A 24,868-nucleotide genomic window follows, 5' to 3' on the forward strand; every position below is an offset into this window, starting at 1 on the left:
CAATAATATAGTTGCGGTAAGCATTTTTTTATTTAATATACTCACCGCAGCTAATTTTTAGCTAAAATCTCTTAGGTCTTTATTTCTTGAAAATTTGTACATGGATATTAAAAAGAAAGCTGCAGCAAAAGCCAATATTATAGCAATATTTAAGTATATGCTGTAAATTGAATTTCCCTTTTGCAAACTTGAAATTGAGCTTAATACCCACCTTTGCGGCATAAAATCCGATATTCTCTGAAAATACTTAGGCATATATTCTACCGGGAAAAAGCATCCTGAAATCAGGCAGGTAGGGGTTATTATTAAATTTTGCATTGCCGAAACACTAGCAGAATTATTGCTAAAAGACACTGAAAGCTCAGCAAATCCAATTCCTACAGGTACAAATAATATAAGTATGAAAAACATCTTGAAAAATGAAACTCCCATATTTATATGAAATACATACGCTAATAATATTAAAGTTAAAATTATCTCTCCTGTAATGACTAAAAAATTCACTATTATATTGGCAAATATATATTTTTTAGAGCTTATCGGAGAAGAAAATATCCTAAAATAAGTTCTATTTTCCTTTTCCTTTAATATTATTTCAGCTAAATTTGTGGCTGACATTAAAATTATCATGAGCAAAAATCCTACAGCACAGTTAGTTATATTTTTATATTTTGCATTATCCTTTACAGAGCTTACATACAGCTTAAAACTATTTTTATGGTAACTATTGTACATTTTATAAAATACATCTTTATTTCCATGGGCCGCACTACTCATAGCTGCAATATTATCTATATAATTATAGAGGTGATATTTTACATAAGCTGTACTCTGCTTTCCTTTTATAGAAATTATCTGAATATTTTCAGGCTTTCCCCTGTATACACTTTCAGAAAATCCAGGATTAATTACTACAACACAATCTAATTTTTTTGAAGTTATACTGTTATTTACTTCTGATGCACCTATAATACTTACATTAAAATTATCCAAACTCTTAAGATAAGTCACGGTATCCCTTGATATATAGTTATTATCATTATTAACTATACCTATCTTGGATATACTTTCATTAGAGCTGCCGTAAGCCATTAAGGCTATAATAATTCCCACTATGGGCAGCAGTACATAGAAAATTATATTGGATTTCTTTCTAAAAGTAACTTTTAAACTATTTTTAACCAGCCATAATATATCCCTCATATTAAATGCCCTCCCTTTTTCCTGCCACTACTGCAGAAACTAGTAAAAACACACAGGCTATTGCTATATTTAAAGTTACTATTGGTAAAATTGCTCCAGTATCGTTAGCATAAATAAGTTTACTTAATCCTGCATTATTCCACGTGAGAGGAGACATAGCAACAACTATATCCATGAAACTTTTAGAGCTTGCGGAAGTACTTACTGGAAAATATGCTCCTCCTATAAAGGCTACCACTTGAATTAAAATTATTACAATTGGCCTTACCACTTCCTGCCTTTTTACCATATAGCTTATCCCAAGGCCAAAGCTCACCGCTAATATTACCTCCGTGAGCAATGCAATCAATACAAGACCTATATGTTGTCCCCAATTGGCCTTAAATACAAATTTACTTACAGCCACTACAATATATACACAAAAAACATTCTGTGCTATAGACCCAATCACCTTACCCACCAAAATTTCACTTCTGCTTACAGGTGCAGCCATGAGCCTTAAGGCCGTATTTTTAGTTCTCTCTTTTCTCATTAAAGAAGTACTGCTAATTGATGCATATAGTGCTATGAGAGTACTCATAGACATAGAATAGTAATCCATAGAACCTGGAGCTTTCCCAGAATTTAAAGAAACCTCCTTTATATAATCATCTTTATTTTGCGCAGCTGCAATTTTGTTTACACCCTGAGGATTAACTTTCATAACCTCTGAAATTAAATTATATTTACCTATAAATCCTTCAAGCATTCCTTGAACTATACTATTTTCAATAGAATTCCCATCATTTTCATATAGCTTTACACTTTCTTTACTAATTTCAATATAGGCATTATATTTATTCTGCTTTACCTTAAGTAAAGCATCTTCCTTATTAGATGAGGCAGTGAAATTCATTCCTTCCTTTTTGCCCTGATTCATAAATTCACTAAAATACCTAGAAAATTGTTCACTTTCACTATTTCTATATAATATATTTATTTTATCTTTAGATACAACATTTGAATTGTCACTATCAAAAACAGATGAAAAAGCTGTTCCCAGTATTAAAATCAATACTATAGGGAAGGCCAGCATAAATACCAGAGTTCTTACATCTCTTATACTCTCCTTCGCTTCTTTAAATGCAATATTTAATATATTCAATTATTTCCACCTCCCTTTAGTCTCTTAATTTTCTTCCTGTTAACATAAGAAATACCGTTTCTAAATTAGGAGTTTTTTCCTCTAAATTTCTTATTTCTATACTATTACTTATAAAATACTGAATTATTTTATTTAAATTATTGATCTCCACAGAGGAATTTACCTTAACTAAGTTATCCCTAATTTCTACTGAAATTACTCCATTTATTTTTTTTACATCATCTTCATTTAATTCATCTGCAGATTTTACTTTAAACAGATATTCATTAGTGTTGGTAACTATTGATTTTAATTCATCTTTTGTTCCGTCTGCTATTATTTTTCCATGATCAATTATAGCCACTCTAGAACATATTTCCTCAACTTCTTCCATGTAATGACTAGTATAGATTATAGTACATCCCATTTTATTCAGTTCTTTAACAGAGTTTAAAATATACTTTCTAGATTGAGGATCTATTCCCACAGTGGGTTCGTCCATTATAATGAGCTTTGGTTTATGGGCTATGGCACAGGCTATATTAAGCCTTCTCTTCATACCTCCTGAAAAATTTCTAGAGTATTCTTTTTTCTTATCAATAAGCCCCACAAATTTAAGTGCCTCTTCAGATTTCTCCTTCAGCTCTGTACCCCGCATTCCATATAATCCTGCAAAAAACTTCACATTTTCATAAGCTGTAAGCTCTTCATAAATTGCTAGCTCCTGAGGTACTATGCCAAGATTCATTTTTGTAAATCTACTGTTTCTTTTTATATCTTTATCCAAAATCCTTATAGTTCCCTCTCTGCTTCTCAAAAGCCCTGAAATTAAGTTTATAGTTGTACTCTTTCCAGCACCATTTGGACCTAGAAAACCAAATATTTCTCCTTTTTCTACTGACAAGGATATATTATCTACTGCTATAAAATCCCCATATTTTTTAGTAAGGTTCTTTATTTCTAATGCTTTCATAAAATCACCCCTCCATTCAATTGATAATTAACTATTTCATGAATTAATTATATAAAAAAAAGGCAAACTTATTTAGTATATAAATTCACCTTTAATACATGAGAATATTCACTTTTTACATTTATATATTCATGAAGTTTTTAATAGTCCTATCTATGTATCCGAACGCTACCATTGCTAACACCCCCACCGCACTCTGTGAAAGCGATTCACACAAAATTAAAAATTTTGGTTCTCTGCTTTTCTATCAAAGTGGGGGATAAGAGGTGCTACGCGCCTGGATAAGTTCTTCCCCTAAAGGATAACGTATTCTAAGTGCTAAAGACACTAAGAATACTGTTAATAAGGTTCAGATGGAGAAAAGTATTTCTCATAAGCAAACTCCACCTGAACCTAAGAATCACTTGATAGGCAATAGCGTAGTTACTGAAAATCCACTGCTTCCATCTACTATTATTTTACCCCCCACAGCCCCGGTTCTCTCTTCCATGCCAATTATGCCAAGGCCCTTTTTTATTATCTTAAAACCTATGCCATTGTCTTTCACTTCCACTTTTATAAATTTATTAAACACTTCTACATTCACCAATATGCTGGAGGCTTTTGAATATTTCATGGAATTGGTCAGTGCCTCTGAAGTATTTTCAATAATTATCTTCCACTGAACATATGTTATAATATCCATATCTCCTTTATAAATTAGAGAAGTTTTTACGCCACTTTTTCCAATGAACTCATCTATGGTTAACTTTAATCTATTAATTCCTATTTGTTCTTTAGGGGGTTTTAAATTTTTAAGAGTAATTCTTATGTCCTCTATACCCTGCTTAGATATATTTATAGAATTACACAATAATTCTTTAGCTTTTTCTATATCTGTATCCATTAAAGATTTTGCCGCTTCCATTTGTATTAGGGCGCCAGTCATTGAATGCCCTATTTTATCATGCACAGTCTGAGACAACCTATTTCTCTCTTCTAACCTACAGGTATATTCTACTTGCTTTGAATATTCTCTGCTTTCATTAAAATTTCTAGTCAATCTATCTATGGCTTTTCTCATGCTGTCACCTTGCTTTTCTAACTTTAAAAGTCTATTTGTATATATACTGGACATGGTAAATATAATAAAGCTAAATGCTAATACCATTAAATAAACAGGTAATAGACTCCTAGACATAAATACAGCAGGAATGAACCCCAACAATAGAATATTTATACTTTTATCCGTATAATAATTTCCCAATTCATATACATTCATAGGAAAAAATATAATAAATACAGTATCTATTTTCACATATCCTACAATAATAAGTGCTATAGATAATGCTGTGAATATTTTCTTATGCCTATGCTCTTTTAATATATAAATACAGGTATTTAATGAAACATATATGAGCAGCCCCAACACCATAATTGCTTCATTATTCTTAGGATAACTTGTATATTGTATTATAATATATAAAATTAATATGATTTTATTTATAATTATCCAGTATTCCATAATATTCTCTACTCTAACCTACTCTTTAGATAATAAATTGCTATTTGAGTTCTATGTTCAAGAGAAGTTTTGCCCAAAATAGAAGTTATGTAATTAGCAACAGTCCCTTCTGATATAAAAATTTCTTTAGATATCTCCTTATTAGAATAACCTTTGGCAATGAGCTCTATAATATTTAATTCTCTTTCTGTAAAAATACTTTTATCTATTTTTTTACAGCTATTATCTTCTTTTAAATTTTGTTTTATTTTATTAAACACCACATCCTGCATAACATTATTACCATTATATACACTTATTATGGCATTTCTTATTTTCTCCGGATCATTATTTTTTAAAAGATATCCCTTAGCTCCATTTTTCACAGCATCAAGTATGTACTCATCATCATCAAAGGTTGTAAGTATCATGGGTTTTGTATTTGTACTTTCAGATATAATTTTGGCTGCTTCCACTCCATTTATACCAGGCATTCTCACATCTAAAATAGCTATATCCACTGAATTATTTTTGTAGTAGTCTACAGCAGTTTTTTCATCTTCTAAGGTAGCTAATACACTAAATTCATCATAAGTATTTAAAATTATCTTCATGCCTTCCCTTACAAAAGAATTGTCATCAGCTATAATAATTTTTATTTTCATAACCATTGCCCTTCTTCAAACTTAATCATCTATCCTTATATTTATTATATTTTATTTTATGTAAACAGGCAAAATTATATTGAAATTAATTAAAAATGCACCAGTTTAAATTTACAGGTGCATTAAGTGAAATAAAATATTATCTACTTATTATTAAGGTAAAGGAACATGATATCCAAAAGAGTGCCACACTCCAAAGTTATCCTTCACAGTTATACCTCTCTGACCTCCTGATGCAGCATCAGTATAATAGGGATATTTTTTTCCTATTGTGTAGTGACCTTCATAATTACCTGAAAAAGTTACAGGTACAGCATCAAACTGCAATTGTGTATCTGTTACTTTCAAAACATTAGTTGTTTTAGTAGAATTTCCATAATTGGACTGGGAAATTTTTTGAACATTACTTTCAGCTTTCAGCATATTAATGTCATTTTGCATAGCTTTTATAGTCTCTTCATAATCCGGGCATTCTGAATTACAAACTAAAGGTATACACAGACGCTGGCCAACTCTTAGATAATTGGGATCAACACCTGGATTTGATTCTAAAATACTTTCAACACTGACATTATATGCTTGTGCTATTTTATATAATGTATCACCTGGCTGAAGTATTTTTGATGTATGATTTGGCGGACAAGCTGGTATACATATAACTTGCCCTACTCTCAGATAATAGGGATCTATTCCCGGGTTTGACGCCACTATTCCTTGGACACTAACCCCTAATCTGTATGCAATCCTATTTAAAGTATCACCTGATTGTATAGTATATGGATAATGAGTTGCAGGACACTGTCTATAGTAATTGTAAGGCATAATAAGCTTTTCCTTCCTAATATATATTTATCCCATACATTCTATGTATTAAAAATATACTTTGTTACACTAGACATTTATCCCAATATTTTTAAATAATTTTTGAATAATTTTCCGTTTTATATAGAATAATAAGTACTGTAAAAAATTTTTAAAAATTTAGGAGGTACATTATTATGCAAATTAACACTAATACTTTCAATCAACAGGGAGTTAACGCTCAACAATTAAAATTTATTCCAATGTCATCAAATATTTCGAATTCCGGTGCTGCTGTTAACTATGGAATTACTGCATATCCTGGACTCAACAATACTTTCGGTACTCCTCAGGCTATGGCAAACCAGATGATAAATTCTCAAATTGGATTAAGCCCTTATCAGATGGTTACTACACCATACATTTTCGCATCTCAAGCTAATCAAATGGCAAGTGGAGTTTTTAATAACATGATATGCCATCACCATCATCCAATGATACACAGTATTACGGTTCAACCTACTATAGATATCTCAGAAACATCCAGTGATATTATGGTTTCTGCCTATGTATCAAATTCAGCAATAAATGACTTAAAACTTAACGTTACTGATGATTCATTAACAATTTCAGGTACTTTATTAAACGGATCTAACCAATTTGTATTAAATAGAACAATTCCTCTTTCCACAAGCATAAGAGCAGAAGCCGTTGATGCCACTTTACAAAGCGGAGTTCTAGAAATCAGATTACCAAAATCAGAAAAATCAAACAGGGTAGCACAGACTTGCAAAAATACAAATGCTATAATGATAAACAGCTAAGTTTATTACATCTATATAGGCATTTTCAGGAACTTAAGAATAATTAACAAGTTTAAAGTGCCTTACATAAAATACTCAATTAAGCTTATACTGCTGGTATATACTGACCAGCAGTTTTTAAGATTTTTTGTTGAAAAACAAAAAATTGTGGACAGACACGAAAACCTACGCTATTCTATAAATATAAATTATTTAATTTTGACAAAAGGATGTGTAATCAATGGATTTATTTAAGAAAGTTTTTACAGAAGAATTTATAAAAAAGCTTTTTGCAATATTTTTATTGACAATCTTATTTTATTCTATAAAAACCATGATTACATTAGTTCTCTTAACTTTTGTTTTTTCCTTTTTATTCTACAAAGCAATTAACTTTATATACAGATTTATACATAAAATATTTCCAATTAAGAAAAAAGTGATGACAATAATAATCTACATATTAATACTTCTTGGAATATGTTATTTGCTCTATAATTGTATTCCAGCAGTTATTAAACAGTTATTTTTTATAAGAAGGCAGCTTATTGACTTCAATGTTAATAATTATAAAAACATACTAGATAATAAAGTTATATGGTTTATAAAACAAGCCAATATAAACACTTATATTAGTGAAAGTGGAGGTTTAATTCTAAGATGGGCACTTAAAATGGAACAGTTAAGTGTTAATATTCTATTTTCTTTTGTACTCAGCTTATTGTTTATTCTAGAACAAGATAAAATACTAACCTTTACAAAAAGAATTGAAAAAAGCAAAATAGCTTATTTTTATAATTATTATAAATATCTAGGTAAAAAATTTTTAAGTTCTTTTGGGAAAATAATGGAGGTTCAAGCTATTCTTTCTTTGATAAATTCAGTTCTGGCGTCCATAGGACTTTTATTTTTAGGTTTCGATAATGTATTAGGTTTAGGTGCTATGTTATTTATATTAGGGCTAATACCTGTAGCAGGACTTATTATAGCTATTATACCTTTTATAATAATAGCTTTTAGCCTTGGTGGAATACCTAAGGTAATTGATGTACTGGTAATTCTCGGGGTTTTGCACCTGATGGAAAGTTATATAATAAGACCAAAATTGATGTCTATGTCAGTACATTTACCTATATTCTTTATATTCCTAGTTTTAATTTTTTCTCAGCACTACATGGGAGTGTGGGGCTTGATTATAGGCATACCACTATTTGTATTTTTACTGGATATTCTCCAGATATCCTAATGAATACTTGAACTTATTTACAAAATATTTAAGAAATATACATACTTACTTAAAAATATACATGTATTATAATATTGTACAATATAATTTTAGTGAAAACACTTAATCCCCAAATTAGAATTATTAAGGAAATAAGTACTGTTTTAGGTACTTATTTTTCATTAAACTCTAAAATCATATCATACCATTTGGCGCCTCCATGTACCGATTGTGATACACCTTTGTTTTTATATCCAAATTTTTCATAATAATGAATGAGTTTATCTTTACAAGTTAAAATAATACCTTTACGACCTGCTAATCTTGATACTTCTATCATATGATTCATCAACTGTGCCGCAACTCCTCCATTACGATAATTGGGCATTACATCAAGCCCAAAGATAGTCTGATAATCTCCCTGCGGAATATGTAATGTGCAATCTTTATAAAGTTCATCATAAATAACAGTTCCATTAATAATACAGCCATTGATAAATCCAATTATATTTCCATCTATTTCTGCTACAAAAAAACTTTCTGGAAATGTCTTAATTCGTTGTTCTATGGATGCCCTGCTAGCTGCTTCTGCCTCTGGAAAACAATTTGCTTCCACTTTTGATACTGCCTCCAAATCTTTCATAGTTACTTCTCTAATTTTAATATCCATTATAATCTTCCTTTCATAAATATCTGAAATACAAATTAAAAATAGCTTATTATATATCTTCTATAGCAACAGCTCTTACTGGAGAGCCATCGGCATTTTCATTTTTCAAGGGCATAATACTTAAAATAAAGTATTCACTAGTAATGGAATCTAAGTTTGTAAGATTTTCAATAATTACAATATTCTTTTTCATCAATATTTTGTGAACTGGAAATGTAGTTGACTTTATACTATCAATTGAAATAGCATCAATACCAACACCCTTCAAATTGAATTCTGACAGCCATGCAGCCGATTCTTCACTTAAATACGGAAAGTCTTCATAATACTTTTCCTCTCCCCAATATTTACTCCAGCCTGTCCTTATTATAATAAACTCAACATTTTTCATTTTATCTTCATAGGGCTTTAAACTATTAATATCAATAGATTTTATATTTTTATTTGAAAAATCTACAATACCAGCATTGCCTATAAAATGTTCTATAGATAAATTGTCTAAATAAGGTCCACTACTTAACATGTGTGCTGGTGCATCTATATGTGTACCTGTATGAGAGTACATAGTAATTTTAGCTTCTCTAAAACCATCTTTCTCCACACTATTTGCCTTTTCAAAAACTGGCTGTTCCGTTCCAGGAAAAACTGGCATCTGTGAACAAATAACATGTGTTAAATCAGTAATCTTCATTTATTTGTGGCAAATATACTCTTACTCCCTACTTACTACTTACCACTTTTCACCTCACTTTCCTTTTAATATTCCTGTCAACACAGTAATTAGGTAATACTCACATCCTTTTCAAAGGATGTGAATATCAACATTTATAATAAAAAGCATTCAAATCAGACCAGAGATTGAATGCTTTTTACTAATTACTAACTATCTATGTACATCAAGTGATCTTTCTAAATATCATATGCAAGCCAGTGCTTGTTCTAAATCTTCAATTATATCATCAATATTTTCAAGTCCCACGGAAATCCTAACTAATCCTGGAGTTATTCCTGCAGCTGTCAATTGACTGTCTGTAAGCTGTCTGTGAGTTGAACTAGCTGGATGAAGTACGCATGTGCGAATATCTGCAACATGAACTACATTAGAAGCAAGCTTTAGTGCATCTATAAATCTAACTGCAGTTTCTCTTCCTCCTTTAATTGAAAATGAAATAACACCGCTGCATCCTAATGGTAAGTATTTTTTGCTTAATTCATAGTATTTATTTCCCTCTAAAGTTGGATAGTTTACAAATTCTATTTTATCTGATTCATCCAAATACTTAGCCACTTTTTCAGCATTTCTACAGTGCTTTTCAATTCTAACCGGCAGTGTTTCAATTCCTAAATTCAAAAGAAATGCTGCATTGGCAGATGGATATGCACCTATATCTCTCATAAGTTGGACCCTAGCTTTTGTAATATATGCAGCTTTACCAAAATTCTCTGTGTAAACGACTCCATGATATGAATCATCTGATTCCGTAAATTCGGGAAATTTACCATTTTTCCAATTAAACTCTCCACTATCAACAATTACACCACCAACTTGTACAGCATGTCCATCCATATATTTTGTAGTAGAATGAACTACAATATCTGCACCAAATTCAATAGGCCTACAAAGTACGGGCGTTGCAAAGGTATTGTCTACAATAAGTGGAACATTGTTTTTATGCGCAATATTTGCAAATTTTTCAATATCAAATACAGCAATTGCCGGATTGGCAATTGTTTCACCAAAAACTGCCTTTGTATTTTCCTTAAAATATTTTTGAATTTCTTTTGCTGATTCATCTGGATCCACGAATGTACACTCAATGCCAAACCTTTTCAATGTCACTGAAAAAAGGTTTATAGTTCCACCATATATTGTAGATGCACTTATAAAGTGATCCCCTGATTTCATAATATTAAGTATACTTATTAAAGAAGCCGCCTGCCCTGAGGTAGTACAAAGTGCCCCTATTCCTCCCTCCATAGCAGCAATTTTTTCTTCTACTGCAGCAACTGTAGGATTTGAAATACGTGAGTACATATGTCCTTCAGCGGTAAGATCAAATAAATTCCCAATGTGATTACTTGAATCATATTTATAGGTTGTACTTTGATAGATAGGCAGGGTTCTTGGCTGGCCATTTCCTGGATGATAACCCTCATGTAGACATTTTGTTTCAATTTTCATTAGTTTCCTCCTCTAAGCTTTAATTTTCTATTACTAACTCTATATCTCTTTATAAGTTCTTCCCCTAAAGGATAACGTATTCTAAGTGCTAAAGACACTAAGAATACTGTTAATAAGGTTTAGATGAAAAGTATTCCTTATAAGCAGCAACCTGCACCTAAACCTTAGAAGACTTGATGTAAAACTTAATAAAAACACAGAAAACTAATGAAAACTTTCTGTGTTTTATAAGTTTATTCTTTTATATGAATTTTAACTTTCTCTATTCTTTTTTCTTTTACTTTATCTATCTCAAATGTAATATCATCGTATTCAAGCACCTGCTGTTCTCCATCTTCTGGTATTCGCCCCATAAGCTTAATTAATAATCCACCTAATGTATCGTAGTCTTCAGAATCTTCATTCAAATCTAAATGTAAGTTCTCATTCAATTCTTCTACAGAAATACTACCTTTAACCATAAAAGTTTCATTATCAATTTTTTTCACATAAGGTTCGTCTTCATCATATTCATCGTTTATATTTCCCATTACCTCTTCAATTAAATCTTCTATAGTTACTATTCCTGAAAATCCACCATATTCATCTATTAATATAGCCATATGCTTTCTAAAACTTTGAAGTTCTTTAAACAATTCATCTATATTTTTTCTTTCAGGTACAAAATATGCCGGATGAATTATACTTCTTATATCTACATTTTCAAAACTTACTTTATGCGCTTCAATTATAAAGTCTTTTATATATAATATACCGATAATATTATCACTATCACCTTCAAATACCGGTACTCTGGAATATCTTTTTTGAAGCATCTCATCTATATATTCATTTAACGGTTTATCTATATTAATTAAATATACTTCCGTTCTAGGTGTCATTACTTCCTCTGCCAATTTATCGTCAAATTCAAATATACTATTAATCATCTCTTTTTCAGTTGAATTAATGACTCCATTTTCTTGTCCGATTTCTACTAAAGACCTAATTTCTTCTATTGAAACTTTTTCTTCCAAATCGCTGCTGTTCATTCCTGTAATTCTTATTAAAATATTAGTAGACATTGAAAGCAGTTTCACAAAAGGTGCTGTTAGTTTTGACACAAACAAAATTGGCCTTACTGATAACATTGCAATTTGTTCTGACCTTTGCAGTGCTACTCTTTTAGGAAATAATTCCCCAAAAACTAATGTGATATAGGATAAAATAATTGTTACTAAAACCAATGAGATCTCCTGACCATAGGGAACATTAAGTTTGTCTAAATAACTACCAAGGGTATTTGAAACACCCGTTGCTGCCGATGCACTTGAAAAAAAACCTGCTAGGGTAATTCCTACCTGGATAGTTGATAAAAACTTAGTTGGTTCCTTCAATAACTTTTCCAATAGCTGTGCCTTTTTATTACTCTGTTCTGCTAGAAGTTTTATTTTAGTTTTATTAAGTGATACAATGGCCATTTCCGCCGAAGCAAAAAAAGCATTCAATAGAGTAAGTAATGCAATTAATATTAACTGCGGCATTAAATTGGCAGGTTCTGGGTCTGATTCCATCTATTCTTTCCTCCTCGAAATAGAAATTTATTAGTTAATCTTATCACAATCTTATCATAATACTATGGAAATATCAACTGAATTACTGATTTTACCATGACCAATAAATTCACTAACCAGGTTAATTCTTATAATTCTTCAATACCTCAAATATTCTCTTTGAAATAGCATCATAGCCTGCAGCATTGGGATGAAAGTTATCAGGAGCCAGATAACTTTGTGTATTATATTTAAAAAGATCATATGTAGGTACATATACACCATTATTATCTGAAGATACCAATTCATCAGTTTTATAATTCCAATTATTTAATAATTCTACCTTATCTGGGGTTATATCACTGCCGAAGGGATTATACAGACCAATAAACACAATAATACAATTTTCATTTTTACTCCTTATTAATTTAAAAACACTTTCTAAGTTATTTAAATATTGATTTTCAACTGACTTTACATTATCTGCTGGTGAAGATGTTGATTCTTTGGATTGTGATAAGTTTGAATCTGCTGAGGATATATCTACATTCTTAAAGTTTTTAATCTCATTACCTCCAATGGAAATAAATATAATGCTGGAATTCTGTATATATTCTAGTGTCTGATCACTATGCACAATATTAAGAAGACCAGAGGAAGTATCACCATTTACTGCAATGTTAGTAACTTTTATGGGCTTTGAGGCTTTAGCTTTCCAAAGTCTTGCAAAACCACCTGCAAAACCTTCATTATTTTCATCTCCCGTTCCCTTTGCAAGAGAATCACCCATAACTAACACATTATATGAATTGGCATCCAATTGATTTACAACTTCTTCAGTTTTATTTTCAGTATTGTGCTTAATATTACTTCCATATACAGAACTATTTGTAATGGAAAGTGAATATGCAAAACCTATGATGAGTATACAAGTACTTGCTGCCGCAACAGCTACTATGGTGATCCATTTTACCTTTTTATACATAATACTCTGCCTCCCTTCCCACATCTAAACTAATACATCTTGTTTGGTAAATACAATAAAACTAATTACTAAGGCTATCAATGACCATATACATAACACACCTACAGAAAAGGAAAGACTCATTCCTGCTATTGGTTCATAAGATGCTGTTAAATATTTAGGTAAATCTAAATTAATGGCAAAGAAATACTTGACTAAGGGCCAGTCGGATAAAAACAACTGAAGAAATTCCCCTCCAATTAGTGAAGCCAGCATTATACCAATAGAAGTTGCCGTACTTCTAACTAATGTAGAAATCATAAAGGCCAAAGTCGCAATATTCACAGAAGAAAACCATCCTAAAGAATATACTAGAACTGCATATTGCCATTGATACACCTTTACTACTGCCGAAGAATCCAGCTTATTTGCTATAACCCTAAAACCAGTTGCTACAGGTTCATTCCATCCCCAATTATGAAATACAAAAGATGATACTAAAATACACATAACGGCTGCCTCTAAAATAACTATGCAAGATAAAATCAAAACTGCAATATACTTACTTAATAATATTTTCCATCTAGGAATAGCCCTGGTCAACAGAACCTTTATAGTCTTTGAAGAAAATTCTCCAGATACTACATCAGCTGCTAAAATTACTATAAGCAAAGGTAAAAACAAGTAAACTGTCTGCTGCATAAATTCCACAGTAAACTTTCCGGTACTTGGGGTGACAGGGTTTATATTATGCTCCAAATAATACTCCAACTGCTCAATTTGTATATTTATAGAATTTTTTCTATTGTCATTCATATATGGCCTGTTTAGACTATCTTTTAAATCGGATATTTGCTGATTGACTAATGACTTCCAATTATAACCTTGAGTTTGTCCTGATGCCCTTGTATACCTTTGTATTGTATTTTTATAAGAAGAGTTCTCCCCATAACAAAAAAGTGATACCAATATTAACAAAATGGCTGAAATAAGTATAAGCTTCTTTTTAGACAGCATTTTAATTACTTCGTTTTCCACTAATTTTAACAAATTAATCATCCTAACTATTAAATTATTTCACTTTGTTTTGTCACACTCAAAAATAGATCTTCTAGAGTTTTATGTTTTTTATCTACATATTTTAGCAATAGGCCCTGTGTTAAGAAATAAGAATTTATTTCCTCTAATTTAGATGAATCCACAGCAGCCTCAAGTCTGTCTTCAACTATTTTGCTTTCTAATTTCCATACTTCATTTAGTAATTCTTTTCCTTTTTTATTGTCATTCAGTATCCAAAATACCTCTTGATTATTTAAAAGTTCACTTACATCTGCATTTTTTAAAATTGTTCCGTTCTTAATTATAGTTACTTTATCACATATAAGTTCTATTTCAGAAATAAGATGACTGGATACCAGTACAGAAATACCCTCTTCTTTTGCAATTTTCTTTATTAAATTTCTCATTTCGCTTATTCCGGATGGATCAAGACCATTGGTAGGTTCATCTAAAATGAGAAGTTTAGGGTTATGCATTAATGCCTGTGCAATCCCCAGTCTCTGTTTCATTCCCAGGGAATATGTGCTCACTTTATCCCTTATTCTATTTTTTAATCCTACTAGCTCTACTGCACTTATAATATCATCATTACTGACATCCTTGCTCATGGATGCCAGCATATTTAAATTATCAATGCCGCTGATGTAATTGTATAAATCTGGTCCCTCTATGATACATCCAACATTTGACATAGCTTTTACATAATCATTCACAATAGAATGTCCACATATCTCAATTCTTCCAGAAGTAGGTTTTAAAAGTCCTACAATCATTCTTAAAGTAGTAGATTTACCTGCTCCATTTGGACCAAGAAAACCTAAGACCTCACCTTCTTTTATTGAAAAGCTTATTCCATTAATAATATGTTTCCCTTTTATAGTTTTACATACATTATCTAAAAGCAGCACTTCCTTGTTCATATGGAACCCTCTCTTTCTTTCAAATAACTTTTATACCTTTAATTATGAATTATTCTCCAATTATCTTTACTAAAGCCCTCTTTTTTCTCATGCCATCAAATTCCCCATAAAATATTTGCTCCCAGGGTCCAAAATCCATCTTGCCTTCAGTTACTGCCACTACTACTTCCCGTCCCATAATAGAACGCTTTATATGGGCATCGGCATTATCTTCATACCCATTATGATAGTACTTATCATAAGGTTTTTCAGGTGCAACTTTCTCCAAAAAATTTTCAAAATCTTTATGCAGTCCACCCTCATCATCATTTATAAATACACTGGCTGTTATATGCATGGCATTACACAAAAGCAGTCCTTCTTTTATGCCGCTCTCTTTTAAACACTTCTCTATTTGTGGAGTTATGTTTATAAAGGCTCTTCTTTTTGGAACATTAAACCATAATTCTTTTCTATAACTTTTCATAAATAATCACTCACTCCTAATATATCTATTTTACATCAATTAAAGCTCTCTAAACTGTTAATTTTTATTGAACTCCAAATATATGTATACTAATATTATATATGAGGTGATTGAAATAAAAGATAGAATATCCATAACAGATTTAGCAAGACTTAGAAACGTGACCACTGAAACTTTGAGACATTATGATAGAATAGGTCTTTTTAAACCCACTTATGTAGATCCTAAAACTGGATACAGATACTATTCAGTACTGCAATATGAAAAATTAGGTACAATTAAAGAACTGCGTGAGCTGGGTATGAGTCTTAAAGAAATAAAAGAATATTTTAACAACAGACATGTAAGTAAATCCCTTTCCATGCTTGTAAATAGACACGAAGAGTTAAAACAAAAAATAAAAGATTTGCAATTATTAGAAGAAACCCTTTCTAAAAAAATAAAATTTTTGACAGATGTTATTGCCGAGTCCAAAATGAAAGAAATTATAATTAAACAAATACCCGAGAGAGAGATTATTACTTTTGGCAAAGCTATTAACAATGAAATAGAATTAAGCTATGGATTTCTCCATCTTGAAAATAACCTGGAAGAAATTTCACCTATTCTAGCCAGTAATAGATTAGGGTTCATTATATCAAAATCTGATATTGAATCCTGTGAGTTTAATAAGTCCAGTGACATTTTTGTATTTACAAAAGCATCTAACCAAATTGATAAAAAAAATATACAAAAAATAAAAGAGGGAAAATATGCTTGTATTTATAACAGCGGTAAACCCTGGGATAGAGAAGAAAGTATAAAAAAGCTGCTGCAATTTATCCATTACAACCATTATATTATAGATGGTGACTTTATGGAAATAGCTCAGGTAGATATTACAGTAACAGATATTATGGAAGAAGAATGTTTTGAAATTCAAGTTCCCATCAAATGATCAAATATATTATAACAGCCTTAGTATGGGAATCACTCAAAAATTTAATATTGACCTTTGTGTAACACAAAACTTTATAATTATTGTAACGAAACATATCATAAAAAGGGGCAGTGATTATGAAGAAAAACTATGTAAAAAACTCAACTAATATTTTAAAAAAAGTACTGCTGTGTGCTCCCACATATTTTGAATTTGAACCCATTAATGTAATAACAGAAAAATGGATGGAAAAAGGTGAAAAATCCAATAGGGATATTTGTTTGAGAGAACACGCAGAAATTGTACAGGCTTATAAAGAAAATGATGTAGAGGTAGTTTTAATGGAACCAGATCCTACTTTACCCTATCAGGTATTTGCCAGAGATTTTGGAGCTTGCATATCTGAAGGTTATATAATGGGGAAATTCAGAGAACCTGTACGCAAAAACGAAACTACAGCTTATGAAAATAAAATGAAAGAACTTGATATTCCCTGCGCTGCCAGGTGTACTGCAGGTGCCTTTGAAGGTGGCGATTTTTGGTTTTTAGATGATTATACCATGGCCCATGGTGTAATTGCCAGAACAGATTGGGATGGAGTGAAAAATATTAGAACGCAAATACACGAACTAGGTTATGAGTTAATTCCCGTACCAGCTTTAAGACAAAATTTGCATTTAGATATGTGTTTTAATATAGTAGCTGAAAAAGTAGCTGTAGTATGCAAAGAAGCCCTTCCTTATAATTTTTTAAAGATGCTGGAAAAACGAAATTTTACTTTAATTGATGTCCCTCAGCAAGGGGTTTTCAAACATTATTGTAACTTACAATGTCTTGGAAATGATAGGGTATTGACTTTCGCCAATAATAAAGATGTAAACCATAAGCTAAAAGTATTGGGCTTAAAAACCATTGAAGTTGACCTGGTTGAAATATTAAAAGGCGGAGGAGGTCCCCACTGCATGACATTTCCTTTGGAGAGAGAATAAAGGTATATTTTCGTTAAAATGATTTGAAATAAATAATCAGCAAAGCACACCTTATTACAATAACTTAATAGAATATTTTTAAAGACTTAGCTGATTATCTATTTCTACATAATGGTAATTTATTATATCTTCAGACAATATAAGATTATTAAAATGTATTTTTATTCTCCTGATTAAATCTTTATCTTTTTGTAAATTCAAGCCATGATATCTTCCACCATTATATTCACCTTCATAAGTAAGAACATCCTCTACAGAATGATTCTTATTGTATATCTCCTTGATTTTTCTACACTCTTTATCCTTGGGGTTTATAAGTAAAATGGAATAAAAAATAGCACAAGCTGCACCAAATTCAATCATAGGAGTAAGTATGTTAAACTTTTGTGCCACAGTGATAGTTCCAAAAATTCTTTCTCCACACTGCAATTTTCTCATAGGATCACGTCCCACACGAATACAATTATCTTTAAAAGAACTCCTACACCTTTTAATAAAATTCGAAATAAATTCATCAATATATTGAGATAATTCAGAATTATCTTTAATAAGAGAAGGCTTAATTTCTTTCTCAATAATACTCCTCACCAATGAAAGTACCTTTTTATCCCCCATTCCCTGTCCAATTGTTTTGTAACCAAGTAAAGCAGAATACCATGCTATTATTGCATGAGGACCATTTGAAAGTCTATTTTTTATCTGCTGCATTTTTTCAATATTATCTACAACTTTAACCTGCCGTAACCTTTCAAGTAAAGGACTTTCATTACTTACATACAACGGGATATATGGTTCGCTGCTAAACAAAGATACATTAAATCTTGATATATATTTATCAAATTCAGACATAATAGATAATTTTTTTGATATATCTCCAACCTTCAACAGAGTTTTTTCATCAATTTTTTTTACTGTCTTTTTAGGATTAACTAAAATACTTTCACCCTCTTGAAAGTATTTGAAGAGCCCTGTAATATCCGGTTGAAAATACGAAATAGTCCTTTTAAGATTTGATAATTTTTTTTGAATTTGTATAAGTAATGTTTTTTCAGGTATTGCAGAAACCATTCTATTTACAACAGTCTCACAGAAATATGTTCTAGATATTGTTTCTTCTGTTTTTTCTTCACCCACTAAATTCTTAAGAGCATTTTTAACATTTTTTCTAATAAATTTTGCTCCTTTTATTTTATTTAGTACCACAAGTATTGTAAGATTGGTGTTATTTTTACTATAGCGTTCAATGAGACCTTTAGCTATAATTTCAGACTGGGACTTCACTGCTGTTTCTGGAATAGCAAGACCGATGATTTGAGACTCTGTATACATCTTTATCATTTCCGTTTCATCATCCATATCAATAATATGAACGTTGCTTATACTTTGAAAATATGCCCTGCTTTCATATTTCACATTAAATTTCCCTAATGAATTTATTAACTCTCTAATTACAACTTTTTTAGTTGCTCCAATTATTTCCTTAGGCCTGGTATAACCATCCCAATGGGAAAAAATCTGTGTAAGATATCCTCCTCCTATTGCGCCGAAGCCGTGAATTCCTGCTTTTACATAACCAAAACTTTGTGGAAAATGTTCATTTAATTTGGGCATGGACATTTGGGGTGTAAATTTAACCAGATCTTCGTGAAATTCTACCATACTATTATATGCCTTAAAAGCACGATTTTTTATGTGTTTTTCAGGATCCTTTATATCTTTTATAAATATAGGAACCCCTCCTGAATCTGATGCTGCAATCAGACCATTCTGTGAATCTTCAAATATAAGACAATGTGATGGATGACAATTTAATTCATCTGCTGCTTTTAAGAATATTTCCGGATGGGGTTTCCCTCTTGTAACCTCGTTACCACATACAATAACATCAAAAAATCTCATCGCTCTTGCATTTAAAAGATATTCTTCTGCTATGGCCCTTCTGCTTGAAGTTGCAAGAGCAATTAAAATCCCGCTTTTCTTCAATCTTTCCAGTACATCATATAATCCTTCTTTAACAGGTATCCCATTATGTCTTATATATTTTACTTCGTATTCATCAGCTTTTTTTCTTATCTCCTCATAAGGATAATTCTCTCCATATTGTTTTTTTGCAAGTTCTTCTGCCATTTGGGCATTGACTCCCAGTGAATCTAGGAGAAGCTTGTCTCCCATGCTCTCTCCATATATGAGTTTAGATGACGACTTTAACATATTAATTCTCAGTCTTTCAGTATCAAACATAGTTCCATCCATATCAAAAATTGCTGCATAAATTTGTTTACTTTCAAAATTTATAAGACATTCTCCTTTCTGTACTTTTGACATCTAACAACTTTATTATACATAACAAGTTGTTAGATGTCAAATTTAGTTACTTTCGTTTCAATTCTATTTTAATATTTTTATCTATGCCATTTTTCTTATAAGTAAATCCCAAATACAGCTTTTTTACTTTCTTAAAATAGGGACTTTGAAAATTTGCTGTTATCTCTTTAACTCCACCATTATTATCCCCTGTTCCAAATTCTTTACGCTCATATACATTACCTTCATCATCTTGAAGATAAGGGCTTTTAAATGTTCAATCATTTGGCACAAAAAAGCTGCCATGTGCACTGATAGGATATAAATTTACACTGTCTATTTATAACCGGTAATAACTTTCATTTATTAGACAATGAAGTATTCAATTTGGTTTTACTTTTTTAAAATTTTTTTGAAAAATAAATCATATCAAAAATTTATGATATAATATGTGTAATTTAATATCAACCCACATTGGAGGTATAAAAATGAGTAATGCAGATAAACAGTATTTACATATTGTAAAAAATATTTTAGAAAATGGATATTATGATGAAAACAGAACAGGTATTTCTACATTTAAACTTCCCCATCAAATTATGCAATTTGATTTATCTAAAGAATTTCCCATACTCACTACCAAATTTGTAGCTTTTAAAACAGCAGTAAAAGAACTGCTGTGGATATATAAAGAACAATCAAATGATGTGAAAAAATTACAAGAACAAAATGTGCATATATGGGATGAATGGATGAGAGAAGACGGTACTATAGGAAAAGCCTATGGTTATCAAGTTGCAAAATTCAAACAGATTGACAAATTAATAAATACGCTTAAAACAGATCCCCAAAACAGGAGAATGATTATATCCTTATGGAATATTGAAGACCTTCCGGATATGGCACTGCAGCCTTGCTGCTATGAAACTCTCTGGGATGTGAAAAAAGATACACTTAACTGCATGTTAGTACAACGAAGCGGAGATTTTCCAATAGGTGTTCCTTTTAACATGTGTCAATATGCAGTTCTTGTTCATCTAATTGCCCATGTAACGGGCTTTAAGCCTGGGCTTTTTACCCATATTATAAACAATGCCCACATTTATGAAAACCAAGTTGAAGGTATGAAATTACAGCTTACAAGAGAAAATAATGCTTATGACCCACCAAAACTCTGGATAAATCCAGAAATTAAAAATTTTTATGACTTTTCTATAGATGACATAAAACTTATAAACTATAAACACCACGAAAAAATCAGTATGGAGGTGGCTGTATAATGCTAAATATAATTGTAGCTGTTGGTGAAAATTATGTAATAGGACATAATAACAAACTTATATGGCATATATCAAGGGACTTAAAAAGATTCAAAAAAATCACCTATGGTAAAACCATTATAATGGGAAGAAAAACTTTTGAATCTCTTCCAGGTATACTTCCAAACAGAAAACATGTTGTCATTACAAGAGACCATAACTACAATGTTAAAGATGAAAATGTTCTAGTAGTAAATAATATTGAAGATGTTCTAAGATATGTGGATTCTGACGAAGAAGCCTTTGTAATAGGAGGCGGAGAAGTTTATAAGCAGCTGCTCCCTTACTGCAGCAGACTATATTTAACTAAAATAGCTGCTAAAAAAGATGGGGACACATATTTTCCTGAATTCAACAAAGATAATTACAACGTAATTGAATGTGAAAAACATAATGAGGACAATATGGAATACAGCTTTGTAACTCTTGAGAAATTCTAACACCAATATTTTGCCATATACTTAAGAATATAAAAAACTACCCACACACTAGCACTGGAGAGTACCTTCTTTTTATAGCTCAGAGCAATTAATATGAAAGTCGGACCATTTACTAGAGCATGGATAATTATACCTACTAATAACAATAATTGGGCTAAGATTGCTTATTACACTGTAAAAACAGGAAGTAGTATTTCATCGACAAATAATACAATCTGGTTCGAATCAACATTTTTACACATAAGATTTTCCATACGAATAAGGTTAAACGGTAAGGTCAGTGTTATGTCGCTGACCTCTTTTATCTTTTCACCTCTTGACTTTGCATTTTTCAGTAACTTTCGCATAACCAGGATATTTTTTGCTGCTGCGTCTACCTCAGCTTCGGGTACTTTGTTATTACCTTGCCCTATTTCAAATAAAACTGCACTCAAAATTTCCGGCCCAATTTCTGCGTAGATACTCTGGTAGAATGTAAGTAAATTTAACAGATCTCCTCGTAAAGTTCCGGTATTTTTTATTCTGTCGATTAATTGACCGCCAAGTGCTTTAGATGATCTGTCATCAACTATTTCCATAAGTAAGTCAAACATGTTTGCCCACCGGCGGTACAACACACTGCGGCTGGTTTTCGCTGCCTTTGCAATCTGCTGAAAAGTGAGATTTGCATAGCCGACTTCTTTTATGAGCTTTACAGCTGCGTCATAAATACTTTCGATTAACGTATCTCCCCGTTTTCGTGTATTTACACTTTTCTCGTTCATGGATATACATCTCCTCTGTCTGTATTTCTGTAAGAAATAGTATATAATTTGTTTGAAAAAATATAAGATACATATTGTATTTTATATTTAAAAGGTGTATATTAATAAATATAAGATACACTCCGTATCTTGTCAAGAAGTTGTTCGAAATAAAGGAGGAATTATGACAAATAGCGTACTGAAATCCAAACCGAATTATGGTTTTGATGGTTCGCCTTTCGGCGTCACCATTGTTTGTTTTGTGGGAGTCCTTTGCTTTGCTGGGGGAGTTGCTTTAATCGCTTTTCCCAGTCTCAGTCTGAAGATCGTGGCCTTTGTTCTTATGCTTTGCGGTTTGTTAATGGTTCTTGTTTGTGGTTCATATCTTTATTACGTTAAGCTCGGCAAACTACACCGTAGGGACAAGATGATTTCCATGATTGACTGGAAAGGAAATGAAAAAGTCCTTGATATCGGCACCGGACGGGGACTTTTGATGATTGGTGCTGCCAAAAAATTGACTCTGGGAAAGAGCATCGGCATTGATATTTGGAATTCGGGAGATATGCACAGCAATACTTATCAAAATACCATGAGAAATGCAGAGCTTGAGGGGGTCCTTGAAAAAGTTGAAGTAAGAAATGAGGATGTGCGAAGTATGTCCTTTCCCAATGATACCTTTGACGTGGTTCTTTCCAACCTTTGTATTCACAACATCCCTGCCAAAGATGGACGAGAGAAAGCCTGCCAGGAAATAGCAAGAGTCTTGAAACCGAATGGAACAGCGATCATTACTGACAAATCACACACAAAAAAATATGGTGAAATTTTCGCAATGGAAGGATTAACAGTGGAGTTTTTTCGCCTTTCTTTTGACGGTTCACTCCGCAGTATTGTAAAGGCAGTCAAAAAGTGAAGCTTATTTAATGCTTGTTACTATGCGGTCCCTAAAAAAATTTTTCATAGTACCCAAAGATTAAGGTAATGAAGAGAAGCACTAGGTTCTGGAATAAATCTTTTAAATACAGCTTTATAGCTCTTCAAAAACACATATGATTTTTTCAAACCAAAATCTGCTGATAATATATTCTATCAGCAGATTTTAATTTTTAAACAGAAAATTTTTCAATCACGAAATTCACACATTGAACACAAGGATTTAATAGTATTTATTAACTCTTTTTCAATGTTTGAAACACGATGTCTTTTATTACGTACCATTATTATTTCTATTTCTAAGCTAACGTCATTTATAAGAAGAGTATTTATAGAATTAGCTCCCTTATAATAGTCCATCATAAATTTAGGTACAAAAGCTATACATGTGCTGCCAGCTACAACTTCTTCAATTATATTTAAGTTATCAAATCTATAGGCAATATTTAACTTTCCGTATTTATTTAGTATTTGAGAAATAGCACAGGTAGTTTCATATCCAGTATTATATAATACTAAAGGCTGTTCTAATGCCTGTTCTATGGAAATACTCTTTTTATTTCCTTGAGAAAAATTTTTACCTGTAATTATCATAAGTTTATCTTTAAATAATTTTTGCATGATAATTTCATTAGATTTTATAGATTGTTCTGTTTTTAAAATTATGCTTATATCCGCCTTGCCAGAGAGAACATCATGTAATATATCATTGGATTCCCCAACCTTTACCATAAGGTTCACTTTAGGGTGCTTATATTTAAAAGTTGTAAGTATATTTATCATTATTGTACTACAAAAGCTGGGTTCAACTGCAATACTAATGTTTCCGGTAAGCTCCACGGCATTGGTTCTTGCAATATTCTTTATTTCTTCTACTTCATCGATGATATTGGATGCCTTTTCTATTACATTTCTTCCCACCTCTGTAGGTATCATTCCCTTATTAGTTCTTTTAAACAATGCAACACCTAATTCAAGTTCTAATTTTGCAATGGATGAACTAATTGCAGGTTGGGATATATAACTACGTTCAGCTGCTAAAGAAATAGATTTTGATTGAGCAACCTCTACTATATGATATAATTGCTCTAAACGCATAATATAAATTTCCCCCTTTGAAAACCTGCTTAAAATCTGTTATCATTAAAA

The 24,868-nt window shown here is 31.3% G+C and carries 24 protein-coding genes; 7 read left to right on the plus strand and 17 right to left on the minus strand.

Annotated elements, in window-relative coordinates; all coding sequences use genetic code 11:
* Positions 1–57: 57 nt before the first annotated feature.
* The 6 genes from ACJDU8_RS14720 to ACJDU8_RS14745 all read right to left on the minus strand — a co-directional run bounded on the left by ACJDU8_RS14720 (position 58) and on the right by ACJDU8_RS14745 (position 6,269).
* Positions 58–1,203 carry an ABC transporter permease gene (locus ACJDU8_RS14720; RefSeq protein WP_406792908.1) on the minus strand — a complete coding sequence of 382 codons (1,146 nt, stop codon included), beginning with the start codon at positions 1,201–1,203 and terminating at the stop codon, positions 58–60.
* A 1-nt stretch (position 1,204) separates the two neighbouring features.
* Positions 1,205–2,347: an ABC transporter permease gene (locus tag ACJDU8_RS14725; RefSeq protein ID WP_406792909.1), complete on the minus strand. Its 1,143-nt coding sequence runs from the start codon at positions 2,345–2,347 to the stop codon at positions 1,205–1,207.
* 16 nt (positions 2,348–2,363) lie between these two features.
* Entirely contained in the window at positions 2,364–3,299 is a 936-nt protein-coding gene (locus ACJDU8_RS14730; protein ID WP_406792910.1) for an ABC transporter ATP-binding protein, read from the minus strand.
* A 400-nt stretch (positions 3,300–3,699) separates the two neighbouring features.
* The gene (locus ACJDU8_RS14735; protein ID WP_406792911.1) at positions 3,700–4,803 is read right to left on the minus strand and encodes a sensor histidine kinase; all 1,104 of its coding nucleotides are present in this window, start codon (positions 4,801–4,803) and stop codon (positions 3,700–3,702) included.
* 8 nt (positions 4,804–4,811) lie between these two features.
* Positions 4,812–5,447: a response regulator gene (locus tag ACJDU8_RS14740; protein ID WP_406792912.1), complete on the minus strand. Its 636-nt coding sequence runs from the start codon at positions 5,445–5,447 to the stop codon at positions 4,812–4,814.
* Between the two features lie 153 nt (positions 5,448–5,600).
* Complete coding sequence (locus ACJDU8_RS14745) at positions 5,601–6,269, minus strand: LysM peptidoglycan-binding domain-containing protein (protein ID WP_406792913.1); 669 nt, start codon at positions 6,267–6,269, stop codon at positions 5,601–5,603.
* Positions 6,270–6,445: 176 nt separating this feature from the next.
* On the opposite strand from ACJDU8_RS14745, the gene ACJDU8_RS14750 reads away from it, so the two are divergent.
* Together ACJDU8_RS14750 and ACJDU8_RS14755 are read left to right on the plus strand one after the other, a co-directional pair.
* A complete protein-coding gene (locus ACJDU8_RS14750; protein ID WP_406792914.1) occupies positions 6,446–7,072 on the plus strand; it encodes an Hsp20/alpha crystallin family protein in 627 nt (208 codons plus the stop codon).
* A 220-nt stretch (positions 7,073–7,292) separates the two neighbouring features.
* The gene (locus tag ACJDU8_RS14755; protein ID WP_406792915.1) at positions 7,293–8,297 is read left to right on the plus strand and encodes an AI-2E family transporter; all 1,005 of its coding nucleotides are present in this window, start codon (positions 7,293–7,295) and stop codon (positions 8,295–8,297) included.
* Between the two features lie 151 nt (positions 8,298–8,448).
* Here the strand turns inward: ACJDU8_RS14755 and ACJDU8_RS14760 are convergent, their stop codons facing one another.
* From ACJDU8_RS14760 to ACJDU8_RS14795, 8 genes are all read right to left on the minus strand, one after another.
* Positions 8,449–8,946, minus strand: a complete 498-nt coding sequence (locus tag ACJDU8_RS14760) for a GNAT family N-acetyltransferase (RefSeq protein ID WP_406792916.1) — start codon at positions 8,944–8,946, stop codon at positions 8,449–8,451.
* 49 nt (positions 8,947–8,995) lie between these two features.
* Complete coding sequence (locus ACJDU8_RS14765) at positions 8,996–9,637, minus strand: cyclase family protein (protein WP_406792917.1); 642 nt, start codon at positions 9,635–9,637, stop codon at positions 8,996–8,998.
* Positions 9,638–9,862: 225 nt separating this feature from the next.
* Positions 9,863–11,128 carry an O-acetylhomoserine aminocarboxypropyltransferase/cysteine synthase family protein gene (locus tag ACJDU8_RS14770; RefSeq protein WP_406792918.1) on the minus strand — a complete coding sequence of 422 codons (1,266 nt, stop codon included), beginning with the start codon at positions 11,126–11,128 and terminating at the stop codon, positions 9,863–9,865.
* Between the two features lie 233 nt (positions 11,129–11,361).
* On the minus strand, positions 11,362–12,681 hold the full coding sequence (locus ACJDU8_RS14775) for a hemolysin family protein (protein ID WP_406792919.1): 1,320 nt from the start codon (positions 12,679–12,681) through the stop codon (positions 11,362–11,364).
* Positions 12,682–12,802: 121 nt separating this feature from the next.
* Positions 12,803–13,645: a GDSL-type esterase/lipase family protein gene (locus tag ACJDU8_RS14780; RefSeq protein ID WP_406792920.1), complete on the minus strand. Its 843-nt coding sequence runs from the start codon at positions 13,643–13,645 to the stop codon at positions 12,803–12,805.
* Positions 13,646–13,669: 24 nt separating this feature from the next.
* Positions 13,670–14,674 carry an ABC transporter permease subunit gene (locus ACJDU8_RS14785; RefSeq protein ID WP_406792921.1) on the minus strand — a complete coding sequence of 335 codons (1,005 nt, stop codon included), beginning with the start codon at positions 14,672–14,674 and terminating at the stop codon, positions 13,670–13,672.
* Positions 14,675–14,691: 17 nt separating this feature from the next.
* Entirely contained in the window at positions 14,692–15,603 is a 912-nt protein-coding gene (locus tag ACJDU8_RS14790; protein WP_406792922.1) for an ABC transporter ATP-binding protein, read from the minus strand.
* 49 nt (positions 15,604–15,652) lie between these two features.
* Positions 15,653–16,069, minus strand: coding sequence for a secondary thiamine-phosphate synthase enzyme YjbQ (locus tag ACJDU8_RS14795; protein WP_406792923.1), 417 nt, complete (start codon positions 16,067–16,069; stop codon positions 15,653–15,655).
* An 82-nt stretch (positions 16,070–16,151) separates the two neighbouring features.
* On the opposite strand from ACJDU8_RS14795, the gene ACJDU8_RS14800 reads away from it, so the two are divergent.
* Positions 16,152–17,006, plus strand: a complete 855-nt coding sequence (locus ACJDU8_RS14800; RefSeq protein WP_406792924.1) for a MerR family transcriptional regulator — start codon at positions 16,152–16,154, stop codon at positions 17,004–17,006.
* 119 nt (positions 17,007–17,125) lie between these two features.
* Complete coding sequence (locus ACJDU8_RS14805) at positions 17,126–17,977, plus strand: dimethylarginine dimethylaminohydrolase family protein (protein ID WP_406792925.1); 852 nt, start codon at positions 17,126–17,128, stop codon at positions 17,975–17,977.
* 78 nt (positions 17,978–18,055) lie between these two features.
* Here the strand turns inward: ACJDU8_RS14805 and mtlD are convergent, their stop codons facing one another.
* Complete coding sequence (gene mtlD / locus ACJDU8_RS14810; protein ID WP_406792926.1) at positions 18,056–20,302, minus strand: bifunctional mannitol-1-phosphate dehydrogenase/phosphatase; 2,247 nt, start codon at positions 20,300–20,302, stop codon at positions 18,056–18,058.
* A 467-nt stretch (positions 20,303–20,769) separates the two neighbouring features.
* Here mtlD and ACJDU8_RS14815 point away from each other — a divergent pair, with 467 nt between their 5' ends.
* Both ACJDU8_RS14815 and ACJDU8_RS14820 read left to right on the plus strand, forming a co-directional pair.
* The gene (locus tag ACJDU8_RS14815) at positions 20,770–21,561 is read left to right on the plus strand and encodes a thymidylate synthase (protein ID WP_406792927.1); all 792 of its coding nucleotides are present in this window, start codon (positions 20,770–20,772) and stop codon (positions 21,559–21,561) included.
* Positions 21,561–22,040, plus strand: a complete 480-nt coding sequence (locus ACJDU8_RS14820) for a dihydrofolate reductase (protein ID WP_406792928.1) — start codon at positions 21,561–21,563, stop codon at positions 22,038–22,040. Before ACJDU8_RS14815 ends, ACJDU8_RS14820 begins: the two co-directional genes overlap by 1 nt.
* 167 nt (positions 22,041–22,207) lie before the next feature.
* Here the strand turns inward: ACJDU8_RS14820 and ACJDU8_RS14825 are convergent, their stop codons facing one another.
* Positions 22,208–22,804 carry a TetR/AcrR family transcriptional regulator gene (locus ACJDU8_RS14825; RefSeq protein ID WP_406792929.1) on the minus strand — a complete coding sequence of 199 codons (597 nt, stop codon included), beginning with the start codon at positions 22,802–22,804 and terminating at the stop codon, positions 22,208–22,210.
* A gap of 163 nt (positions 22,805–22,967) precedes the next feature.
* Here ACJDU8_RS14825 and ACJDU8_RS14830 point away from each other — a divergent pair, with 163 nt between their 5' ends.
* Positions 22,968–23,699, plus strand: coding sequence for a class I SAM-dependent methyltransferase (locus ACJDU8_RS14830; RefSeq protein ID WP_406792930.1), 732 nt, complete (start codon positions 22,968–22,970; stop codon positions 23,697–23,699).
* Positions 23,700–23,908: 209 nt separating this feature from the next.
* Here ACJDU8_RS14830 and ACJDU8_RS14835 read toward each other — a convergent pair whose 3' ends face one another.
* Positions 23,909–24,817 carry a LysR family transcriptional regulator gene (locus ACJDU8_RS14835; protein ID WP_406792931.1) on the minus strand — a complete coding sequence of 303 codons (909 nt, stop codon included), beginning with the start codon at positions 24,815–24,817 and terminating at the stop codon, positions 23,909–23,911.
* Positions 24,818–24,868: the final 51 nt, after the last annotated feature.

Origin of the sequence: Candidatus Clostridium eludens (assembly GCF_045310515.1) — a bacterium.
In the GTDB taxonomy this organism is placed as follows: Bacteria; Bacillota; Clostridia; order Clostridiales; family Clostridiaceae; genus Clostridium_B; species Clostridium_B eludens.

Bases quoted from the DNA above. Each gene is read 5' to 3' on its own strand.
- ACJDU8_RS14760 (WP_406792916.1), bottom strand. From the start codon at position 8,946: ATGGATATTAAAATTAGAGAAGTAACTATGAAAGATTTGGAGGCAGTA.
- ACJDU8_RS14815 (WP_406792927.1), top strand. From the start codon at position 20,770: ATGAGTAATGCAGATAAACAGTATTTACATATTGTAAAAAATATTTTA.
- mtlD (WP_406792926.1), bottom strand. From the start codon at position 20,302: ATGTCAAAAGTACAGAAAGGAGAATGTCTTATAAATTTTGAAAGTAAA.
- ACJDU8_RS14800 (WP_406792924.1), top strand. From the start codon at position 16,152: ATGTATACTAATATTATATATGAGGTGATTGAAATAAAAGATAGAATA.
- ACJDU8_RS14820 (WP_406792928.1), top strand. From the start codon at position 21,561: ATGCTAAATATAATTGTAGCTGTTGGTGAAAATTATGTAATAGGACAT.
- ACJDU8_RS14775 (WP_406792919.1), bottom strand. From the start codon at position 12,681: ATGGAATCAGACCCAGAACCTGCCAATTTAATGCCGCAGTTAATATTA.
- ACJDU8_RS14740 (WP_406792912.1), bottom strand. From the start codon at position 5,447: ATGAAAATAAAAATTATTATAGCTGATGACAATTCTTTTGTAAGGGAA.
- ACJDU8_RS14720 (WP_406792908.1), bottom strand. From the start codon at position 1,203: ATGAGGGATATATTATGGCTGGTTAAAAATAGTTTAAAAGTTACTTTT.
- ACJDU8_RS14805 (WP_406792925.1), top strand. From the start codon at position 17,126: ATGAAGAAAAACTATGTAAAAAACTCAACTAATATTTTAAAAAAAGTA.
- ACJDU8_RS14790 (WP_406792922.1), bottom strand. From the start codon at position 15,603: ATGAACAAGGAAGTGCTGCTTTTAGATAATGTATGTAAAACTATAAAA.
- ACJDU8_RS14830 (WP_406792930.1), top strand. From the start codon at position 22,968: ATGACAAATAGCGTACTGAAATCCAAACCGAATTATGGTTTTGATGGT.
- ACJDU8_RS14730 (WP_406792910.1), bottom strand. From the start codon at position 3,299: ATGAAAGCATTAGAAATAAAGAACCTTACTAAAAAATATGGGGATTTT.
- ACJDU8_RS14755 (WP_406792915.1), top strand. From the start codon at position 7,293: ATGGATTTATTTAAGAAAGTTTTTACAGAAGAATTTATAAAAAAGCTT.
- ACJDU8_RS14745 (WP_406792913.1), bottom strand. From the start codon at position 6,269: ATGCCTTACAATTACTATAGACAGTGTCCTGCAACTCATTATCCATAT.
- ACJDU8_RS14765 (WP_406792917.1), bottom strand. From the start codon at position 9,637: ATGAAGATTACTGATTTAACACATGTTATTTGTTCACAGATGCCAGTT.
- ACJDU8_RS14835 (WP_406792931.1), bottom strand. From the start codon at position 24,817: ATGCGTTTAGAGCAATTATATCATATAGTAGAGGTTGCTCAATCAAAA.
- ACJDU8_RS14825 (WP_406792929.1), bottom strand. From the start codon at position 22,804: ATGAACGAGAAAAGTGTAAATACACGAAAACGGGGAGATACGTTAATC.
- ACJDU8_RS14795 (WP_406792923.1), bottom strand. From the start codon at position 16,069: ATGAAAAGTTATAGAAAAGAATTATGGTTTAATGTTCCAAAAAGAAGA.
- ACJDU8_RS14770 (WP_406792918.1), bottom strand. From the start codon at position 11,128: ATGAAAATTGAAACAAAATGTCTACATGAGGGTTATCATCCAGGAAAT.
- ACJDU8_RS14780 (WP_406792920.1), bottom strand. From the start codon at position 13,645: ATGTATAAAAAGGTAAAATGGATCACCATAGTAGCTGTTGCGGCAGCA.
- ACJDU8_RS14735 (WP_406792911.1), bottom strand. From the start codon at position 4,803: ATGGAATACTGGATAATTATAAATAAAATCATATTAATTTTATATATT.
- ACJDU8_RS14750 (WP_406792914.1), top strand. From the start codon at position 6,446: ATGCAAATTAACACTAATACTTTCAATCAACAGGGAGTTAACGCTCAA.